The organism is Demequina sp. B12 (assembly GCF_028823635.1).
In the GTDB taxonomy this organism is placed as follows: domain Bacteria; phylum Actinomycetota; class Actinomycetes; order Actinomycetales; family Demequinaceae; genus Demequina.
The window spans coordinates 623,164-629,703 of sequence record NZ_JAPEHU010000002.1; the positions used below are offsets into that span (position 1 = coordinate 623,164).

Genomic DNA, 6,540 nt, shown 5'->3' on the forward strand with positions numbered 1-6,540 from the left:
GCTCATCGTGCCACGCGGGAGCCCTCCAACAGCTCAAGGGCGTGGGCGAGTGCAGTAGTCGAGGACTCCTGTCCCGACAACAGGCGCGCCACCTCTTCCACACGAGCCTCGCCGTCCACGACGTGCACCTGTGCCTTGGTGACGGAGCCATCCGTTGATTTCGCCACGACCACATGCGTGTCGGCGTACGCCGCCACTTGCGCCAGATGAGTCACCACCACCACCTGATGGGTCCGAGCGAGCTGTGCCAGACGGTTGCCGACAGCGAGCGCGGCACGACCGCCCACGCCGGCATCAACTTCGTCGAAAACGAAGGTGCGGGAGCGGTCCCCGGATGATGCCTCTGCGAGGGCGACTTCGAGCGCGAGCATCACGCGTGACAGTTCACCACCGGACGCAGCCTCTGCGAGCGGCCGATGCGCTGCCCCGGGATGTGCGGCCAGCGTGAACGTGACGGTGTCGGCACCGTGCGCGGCAGGCTCAGCCGCCACGACTTCCACGCCCACACGCGCGTCGGGCATCGCGAGCTCAGCAAGCTCACGCTGCACGGCGGCCGCAAGTTCTGCTGACGCACGTAGGCGTGACTCACGGAGTTCCACGGCCGCGGACTCAAGCGCCTCAAGAGTTTCGGCGACAGCCTTCCGACGGGATTCCAAGGTCGCATCCCAGTCGTCATCCAGCGCGATTCGCGGACGTGCCCGTTCGGCATACTCCACCACCGCCGCAACATCAATGACTCCGATGCGGCGCATCAGGCTTGCAAGATCCGAGCGGCGCTCGTGGAGCTCATTCAGTGATGCGCTCTCCGCATCCATGCCATCCAAGTAGGACGAGAGCTCCGTCGCCACATCTGCCGCGCCATACGCAAAGTCCGCGACGCGCTTCTCCAAAGCCGCCAGCGACTCGTCGTGCATCGCAGCTTCGCTCAGCGACTTCCGTGCATTCTCCAATGCGACAGCTGCGGTGAAGTCCTGATCGCCGGCGAGCGCCTCGTGCGCCGCAGCAACGCCGAGGCGCACTGACTCCGCATTCTCCAGCACCCGAATCTGGGACTCGATACGAGTGTCTTCATCGGGCTGCGGACTAATCTCATCGATCGCTGCCACATCGTCACGCAAGCGTGCGACCTCAGCACGCTCGGCCTGCGCGCCTTCTTCCATCACGGCGAGCTCAGCAGTCGCTTGCTTCCACGCCTGCCAAGCGTGCGCATACTTCGTCATCACACCCGAATGCGGAGCTCCCGCATACTCATCGAGGGTGTCGCGCTGACGCGCCCCAGACCTCAACCTGGCTTGGTCACTTTGCCCATGAACAGTCACTAATTCTGCGGCAACCTCCGCCAACAATGCTTGTGGAACTGTCCGGCCGCCAACGACGGTCCGTGACCGAGTCTCCGCACCCACCGTACGCGCCACGACCACGGTGCCGTCGTCGTCCACGACAACCCCGGCATCGTCAAGGCGCGCAGCCGACTCCGACTCCTGCGGGACATCCATCACCGCTTCAGCCAACGCCTCCCGAGCGCCTTCCCTCACTGTGGCCCGAACGCTCTTCGCGCCCAGAATGAGCCCCAAACCCGTCAACACCATGGTCTTACCGGCGCCAGTCTCACCGGTCACACAAGTGAGGCCAGGGCCCAACTCGATGCGGGCAGACTCAATGACACCAAGGTCAGCGATCGACAGTTCGTGAAGCACTATGACTCGTCCCGGGACGACTCTGACGGCGTCCACGCACTGCGTGTTTCCTGGCTCTCAATTTCCCTCCCGATGGGTGTTTGGCGGGCGCGCTCGCCTCGCCAACCATCCGTGGGCAACGAGAACTTGTCGACAAGGCGCTGAGTGAACGGCGCATCGGACAGACGTGCGAGCGTGACGGTCTGCTCGCCTTTCGCCACCTCAATGACGCAGCCACGACCCGCATCGATCGCGCGCGCACCATCGAGAACCACCTGAGCGGCTGCGTCAGACGAGGGCACCACTTCAACTCTGAACCGTGAGTCCGGTCCCACCACCAGGGGGCGTGCGAACAGTGCATGAGCCGCCAACGGCACAAACAACAAGGCATCGACGTCGGGCCACATCACTGGCCCGCCAGCAGAGAATGCGTGTGCGGTGGAGCCCGTCGCCGTCGACACCACGATCCCGTCGCACCCAAAAGACGACAACGGACGGTCATCGACAGCGAGGCTCACCTCAAGCGTCCGTACCCGCTCCACGCGTTCAACCGTCACCTCGTTGAGAGCCCATCCGGACTCCACCGAGCCATCGGCTCGGGTGACCTTCACCTCAAGAGTCCCCCGCTCCTCGGTGGCATACTCCCCCGTCGCGAGATGGCGAACCGCAGCCGCGGCATCGTCCCGATCCAGTTCAGCGAGGAACCCCACCCTTCCAAGGTTGACCCCCAGCAGCGGAATGTTCATCCCATAAGTAAGGTGCGCCGCATGAAGCATGGTGCCGTCTCCACCCAAGACGATCGCCGCTTCTGCCGAACCAGCCTGCGCGGGGTCGTGCACTACCTGAATGCCTACCTCAGCGAGGGCGCGCTCGACCGCCGCCGTGGCCTCGACAATCTCTGGGCGGTGGGGATTAGTCACCACCAAAACCGACCGGTTCATCAGGGACGGGTCACCTCCTCCGAAATCCGCGAGACCAGGCTTTCCCCGGTCAACTGTGGCCGTCCTGTGCGGTTACTAGCCTGCCATGCTCCTGAGCCCCACACGAAGAACTCCACGTTGCCCTCAGGCCCTGGCAGCGGTGAACGAGACACCTGGTGAAGAGTCAGACCGGCCGCCTCCATGCACGACGCCACTGCCAGAACTGCAGCCTGGCGGTCAGCATGAGACGTCACCACACCCCGACTGGACAACTTGGATCGCCCCACCTCGAACTGAGGCTTCACCATCAACACAAAATCCGCATCGCGCGCCGCCGTACGCACCAGCGCCGGGACCACATGCGTTAGCGAAATGAAAGACAGATCCGCGACAACAAGCGACGCACCCGCCCCGGGTGAGCCCGTGTCCAGGTCCTTGACGTTCGTGCGCTCCACCACTGTCACGCGGGCGTCATCCGCAATCTGCGACGCGAGCTGGCTATGGCCCACGTCCACCGCAGTGACGTGGCGCGCGCCGCTGTCGAGAAGAACTTGGGTGAACCCTCCTGTCGATGCCCCCGCATCAAGGCAGTCGCGGCCCTCGACTTCTAGCCCTAAGGGTGAGCACGCATCCAATGCGCCCACAAGTTTGTGGGCCGCTCGGGAAACGTAGTGCGCAGCGCCTTCTCCCACCTCGATCACCGTGGCGTCATCGACACGTGTCGATGCTTTTGGGCGCGTCTCACCGACGACCGTCACTAGGCCGCTGTCGATGAGTTGTTGTGCGTGGGAGCGCGACCGCGCCAAACCACGCATGGCAAGTGCGCGATCGAGACGGATGCTCAGGGCCTACTGCTCCTCGCGCAGCCGATTCGACAGCGACGACTGAATCTTGTCGAAGAAGTCTGCCTGTTCACCCAGATCGGAAGGAAGTTCCGTCACCGCACGCAGTGCTTCACGCACCTCCGACGGGTAGGAGACTTCCCCCAGGGGCTCGCGCTGTTCAGGAAATTCGCTCATGCTTGGAAGGATACGCCCAGGTTGGGAAGCGTCTCAACCCGCACCGGCTGTCCAGCGTCCGCACTCGCCCATGCCGCGACACAAGCCGCACGAACTCGATCGAGTTCCGTGCCACCGTCGACGGTCAGGTCACCGTCTTGCACCGAGGCCTGAGCCTCGTTGACCCACCACACGCCGTCGATGTTGCGGGGGTGAGGATGCGGGTGCGCGAGGCACTCCATCGTGGCGCCGATGTATGCGGGACGCTGGTCCGGAGGGGCCAACACTGCGTCACGCCCGTCGTTCACACCGGTGAGAACAAGCAGCCCAGGGAACCCCGCGGCACGCGCGCCCTTGAGATCGGTGTCGAGACGATCGCCGATCACCATAGGACTCGACGCGCCTGCCTGCTGGGCAGCCAAGGTGAACATTGCTGGCGCAGGCTTCCCTGCGCTCGGGGGTGTCACGCCAGTCGCCGTGATGACGACATTGACCAGCGAGCCGTTCCCCGGAGCGACACCTCGATCGTTGGGAATCGTGAGATCCATGTTGGAAGCGAAGAACTGGGCACCTTGACGGATCGCGTACGAAGCCTCTGCCAGTTCCTTCCATGACACATCAGGATTGAACCCCTGCACGACCGCCACAGGGTTGTCCTGGGCCGATTCCACGAGCACCATGCCGACGTCCGTCAGCGCGGTCCGCAATCCTTGACCCCCCACAACGTAGAGAGGCGAGCCCGCAGGCAAAGCGTCTCGCACCATCAACGACACCGCTTGCGCAGCGGTGAGTACCTCATGCTCGGCTGTGGTCATCCCCAGTTCAGTGAGATGTGCTGCGACAGCGCTGGGTTCGCGACTGGCGTTGTTGGTGACGAAGACAATGCCCATCCCTGCATCACGAGCAGCCTGAAGCGCAGCCGGGGCCGACGGAATCGCGTGGGCACCGCGATACGCCACGCCGTCGAGATCGACCAAGGCAGCGTCGTGCGCAGTGAACAAAGGCTTGTCAGACCCGAGTAGAGACGTCACGCGCGGTCCTCGCGCTCTGCCTCACCCGATACGGTCGTGTCTTCTGCGGACGCAACAGTTGCACCATCGGAAGGATCGTCGTCGTAGTCGGCGTCGTCCTCTTCCTCGAACTCGTCGGGATCGGGCAGTTCGGCGGTGTCATAAAGAGTAATGTCATCTGCCCAAGGATCCTCAGGGGCCTCCGGCACTGGCAGAGTTGCCTCGATCGCTGCGGCTTCCTCGTCACGGCCAAGCGACCGCAACACTGCAGCTCGCGCTGCGTCGACCTGCTGCTGAACTTCCGAATCCGGCGCAACGATGCGGCCAAGACCCACGAGCGCCGAATCGCCGTTACCCATGTCCATACGGGCGCCAGCTACCACGATGTCCAGCTCAGCTCGCTGTCGCGGAGGCAACGTTGCTGCCTCTGGTTCACGGGCGAGTGCAATGGCTCGCTCCGGGCGACCGAGGCCGCGTTCGCAGTCAGCCATCAACGCCAGGTGCTCATGCGAGCCGTTGAGACGCCGAACCGTCCTGAACTCACGGAGGGCTTCCGCATAGCGACCTGTCGCGTAAGCCGCGACGGCACCTGCTTCGCGCACGACGTCAACGCGTCCTGCCCGCGAGACCGCAACCTGCGCATGCTTGTATGCCAGTTCGGGGTCGATATCGAGCAGCATACCCGCCATCACCAGGTGACGGCCCACGTCTTCTGCGTTGTCTTTACTGAGGGTGCGTAGTCGCGACCGTACGCTACGGTCAAGCTGGCCGATAGAGATCTCTTCGGGAATGTCGGGAACGTCCGTGACCGGCCGGACAGTCGTCCGGTCTCCGCGACGAGAACCATCCTCACGCTCACTGCGCCGGTCATCACGACGGACTTGGTCGCGTCCCCCGTAGGTACGGCTGCCGCCACGGCGGTCATCACTGTCACGCCAATCGCGCTGAGACCTGCCGCCAGACGACCGTTCACCGCCGGACCGTCCGCCGTAGGAACGCGGCCCCCCGGTGCGACCACCGTAGGAGCGGTCTCCGTCGCTGTTGTCACGGCGCGGGCCCCCATAAGGACGGTCTCCGCGGGCCGGACCATCCTTGGAGTAACGACGGTCGCTACCGTCGGGACGCCCTGGCCGGCGTTCATCACTCCGACCGCGGGCTCCAGAGCGCCGCTCACCTTGAGAACGATCGTTGAACTGCCGGTCGCCATAGGCGCGTGATTCGTCCCGACGTCCGCCACCTTGGCGTGGGCCCCGGTCAGACTCCCGACCATAGTCGCGTTGACCTTCACGACGTTGTCCGGACGAGCCAGACCGGAAAGCCCGGTCGCCGCGATCGTCTTGGCGCCCGTAGCGCCCCTGACCGCTGTCGCTGTTCCTGTTCGAGCGGTACCCTCCGTTGCCTTCGGACCGGCGGTTGTCACGGGTCCCAAAGCCGGAGCCCCGCTCGTCACGGGAGCCGCCCTGGCCAGAGCCGCGACCATAGCCACTGCCGGGACGAGAAGTTGAGCCACGTGAGGCGGAACGATAGCCGCTGTTCGGACGGTCGTCTCGCCCGGCGGAGCTACCGCTGCGTTGACCGCCGTCGCGCCGGGGACGCTCTGAGTTGCGCTCATCACGGCGCGCACCGTTGCCGCTACCAGAGTTGCGTCCGGGCCGGTCCTCGTAGCGTGCGCGTCCGTCCCGTGATGAGGACTGCCGCGAGCCTGTGCCGCGGCTGTCGCGGCTGTCACGGTTCCCGTAGGAGCGACGCGGTGATTCGCCACGCTCGTCGCGTGAGCGATTGTCGTCTCGGTCACGTCCCTGTTCAGATGTGTCAGCCATCGTGCTGTGCTCCTCATCGACGTGCAGCGTGTTTCGCGCTCGTCAAAGTCAATAGTGCCCTAAATGCAGAAGGGCCGCCCTGGTGGGGGCGGCCCTTCTGTGAAATGGTGTCCCGC

Annotated in this window: 6 protein-coding genes; all 6 read right to left on the reverse strand. The window is 64.6% G+C overall.

What is annotated here, in order from left to right:
• Positions 1-2 precede the first annotated feature (2 nt).
• From recN to ON058_RS07485, 6 genes are read right to left on the reverse strand one after another with little or no spacing between them, the layout of a single operon-like run.
• Entirely contained in the window at positions 3-1,733 is a 1,731-nt protein-coding gene (recN, locus tag ON058_RS07460) for a DNA repair protein RecN (RefSeq protein WP_274668394.1), read from the reverse strand.
• Complete coding sequence (locus ON058_RS07465; RefSeq protein ID WP_274668395.1) at positions 1,697-2,617, reverse strand: NAD kinase; 921 nt, start codon at positions 2,615-2,617, stop codon at positions 1,697-1,699. Before ON058_RS07465 ends, recN begins: the two co-directional genes overlap by 37 nt.
• Positions 2,617-3,441, reverse strand: coding sequence for a TlyA family RNA methyltransferase (locus tag ON058_RS07470; RefSeq protein ID WP_342453010.1), 825 nt, complete (start codon positions 3,439-3,441; stop codon positions 2,617-2,619). The genes ON058_RS07465 and ON058_RS07470 overlap by 1 nt, the downstream gene beginning before the upstream one ends.
• A 3-nt stretch (positions 3,442-3,444) precedes the next feature.
• Positions 3,445-3,615, reverse strand: coding sequence for a hypothetical protein (locus ON058_RS07475; RefSeq protein WP_274668396.1), 171 nt, complete (start codon positions 3,613-3,615; stop codon positions 3,445-3,447).
• The gene (locus ON058_RS07480) at positions 3,612-4,625 is read right to left on the reverse strand and encodes an HAD-IIA family hydrolase (RefSeq protein ID WP_274668397.1); all 1,014 of its coding nucleotides are present in this window, start codon (positions 4,623-4,625) and stop codon (positions 3,612-3,614) included. The genes ON058_RS07475 and ON058_RS07480 overlap by 4 nt, the downstream gene beginning before the upstream one ends.
• Complete coding sequence (locus tag ON058_RS07485) at positions 4,622-6,424, reverse strand: hypothetical protein (protein ID WP_274668398.1); 1,803 nt, start codon at positions 6,422-6,424, stop codon at positions 4,622-4,624. The genes ON058_RS07480 and ON058_RS07485 overlap by 4 nt, the downstream gene beginning before the upstream one ends.
• Positions 6,425-6,540: the final 116 nt, after the last annotated feature.

Coding starts and splice junctions, on each gene's coding strand:
- ON058_RS07465 (WP_274668395.1), bottom strand. CDS start 2,617: ATGAACCGGTCGGTTTTGGTGGTGACTAATCCCCACCGCCCAGAGATT.
- ON058_RS07475 (WP_274668396.1), bottom strand. CDS start 3,615: ATGAGCGAATTTCCTGAACAGCGCGAGCCCCTGGGGGAAGTCTCCTAC.
- ON058_RS07485 (WP_274668398.1), bottom strand. CDS start 6,424: ATGGCTGACACATCTGAACAGGGACGTGACCGAGACGACAATCGCTCA.